Below are 1,796 nucleotides of genomic sequence, written 5' to 3' on the forward strand. Positions count from 1 at the left end.
GCACCGTCCCGCCCCCGCCCGCCGGGCTCGGCCGCCTGCACCGTCGAACCGTCCGGCGCGGTCATCAGCCGCTCCAGACTCCGCGCCCACACCACGATCAGCCCCGCCAACGCCGCCCCGCACAACGCGAGCTGCGCGACCGCCGTGCCGTACGCGCCGCCGCTCACCGCGTCCACCGCGCCGACCGCCGCCGCCGGAGGCACCCAGCGCAGCACGTCCGCGACCGGGTCGAGCTGCCCGAGCCCCGCCGCACCCAGCCGCTGCGCGCCGAAGTTCACCACCTGCGCGCCGACCGCGATGACCAGCCCGCTCAGCACCGCGAGATCCCGCCCCCGACGGGACGTCAGCAGCCGGATGTTGGCCGCGGCCACGGCCCGCGCCAGCGCCACGCACAGCAGCAGCGCCAGCGCGACGGCGACGACCGCGACCGCGTACGCCGCCGCCCCGTGCGCCACCGCGATCACCGACCCCGCCAGCAGCACCACCGTGAACACCGGCCCGATCCCCACCAGCGAGGCCGCGAGCAGCGCCCGCACCAGCGGCCGGGGCCGCAGCGGCAGCATCACCAGCCGTGTCGGGTCGAGCGTCTCGTCCCCGCCGGGGAAGAACAGCGGCATCACCGCCCAGCCCAGCCCCAGCACCGCCACGAGCAGCACCACCAGCGCGTCGGCGTGCGCGTGCCCGCGCAGCGCGATCAGCCCGAGCAGCTGGAGCGCGGCGACCAGCAGCGCGATCACGGCCGACGCGACATACGCGGCACGCCGCCCGCCGGACTGCCGCAGCCCGTTCCGCAGCAGTGACAGCTTCAGCCGTACGACGACGGCGGTGACCCCCGTGGCAGAGGCGGCCGGGGCGGCGGACGCGGCAGGGGTGGCAGGGGCGGTGCTCATCGGCCCGCTCCGCCGCCGAGCCAGTCCAGATCGGTGCCGGTGCCCCGGTCGCTCGCCCCGACCAGGTGCAGGAACGCCTGCTGGAGCGACGGCTTGTCGCCGCGCACCTCGGCGAGCGGACCGTGGGCGCGGATACGGCCCGCCGCCATCACCGCCACCCAGTCGCACAGCGACTCGACCAGTTCCATGACGTGGGAGGAGAACACGACCGTGGCACCCGAGGCGGTGTACCGCTCCAGGACACCCCGGATGGTCTGCGCGGACACCGGGTCCACACCCTCGAACGGCTCGTCGAGGAAGAGCACTTCAGGGTTGTGCAGCAGAGCCGCCGCGAGGCCGATCTTCTTGCGCATGCCGGTCGAGTAGTCGACGACCAGCTTGTGCTGCGCCCCGGCCAGGTCGAGGACGTCCAGGAGCTGCGCCGCCCGCTTGTCGACCTCGGCGCCGGGCAGCCCGCGCAGACGGCCGGTGTAGGCGAGGAGTTCACGCCCCGACAGCCGCTCGAACAGCCGTAGCCCTTCGGGCAGCACGCCGATCCGCGCTTTCACGGCGACCGGGTCGCGCCACACGTCGTGCCCGACGACCTCGACGGTGCCCTGGTCGGGGCGCAGCAACCCGGTCACCATCGACAGCGTGGTGGTCTTGCCTGCCCCGTTCGGTCCGACGAGGCCGATGAACCGTCCCGCGGGCAGGTCGAGATCGATCCCCCCCACGGCGACCTGCTGCCCGAAACGCTTCCAGAGCCCACGCACTGTCACGGCCGACGTCATGACGCCAACCTAACGGCCGCCCCGCACAACGGACGAACAGGCAGCGCGGAGCAGCCGCACCGGCCACCGCACGGCCCCCCCACCGCACGGCCGGCCCCGACGCGTACGACGACGCCGTACGACCGCCTCAGAGCCC

Annotated in this window: 1 protein-coding gene and 1 pseudogene; both read right to left on the reverse strand. The window is 74.7% G+C overall.

The window, feature by feature from the left end:
* Nucleotides 1-890 (reverse strand): annotated as a pseudogene (locus tag MTQ10_RS30140) (transporter); the annotation flags it as partial.
* Nucleotides 887-1,660 carry an ABC transporter ATP-binding protein gene (locus MTQ10_RS30145; RefSeq protein ID WP_247473768.1) on the reverse strand — a complete coding sequence of 258 codons (774 nt, stop codon included), beginning with the start codon at nt 1,658-1,660 and terminating at the stop codon, nt 887-889. The pseudogene MTQ10_RS30140 and the gene MTQ10_RS30145, both read right to left, overlap by 4 nt.
* Nucleotides 1,661-1,796 lie beyond the last annotated feature (136 nt).

The sequence above is a fragment of the Streptomyces sp. XM83C genome (assembly GCF_023072675.1).
In the GTDB taxonomy this organism is placed as follows: domain Bacteria; phylum Actinomycetota; class Actinomycetes; order Streptomycetales; family Streptomycetaceae; genus Streptomyces; species Streptomyces thermocoprophilus.

What these genes read in the sequence shown, in the direction of transcription:
- MTQ10_RS30145 (WP_247473768.1), bottom strand. Translation starts at nt 1,660, where the DNA reads ATGACGTCGGCCGTGACAGTGCGTGGGCTCTGGAAGCGTTTCGGGCAG.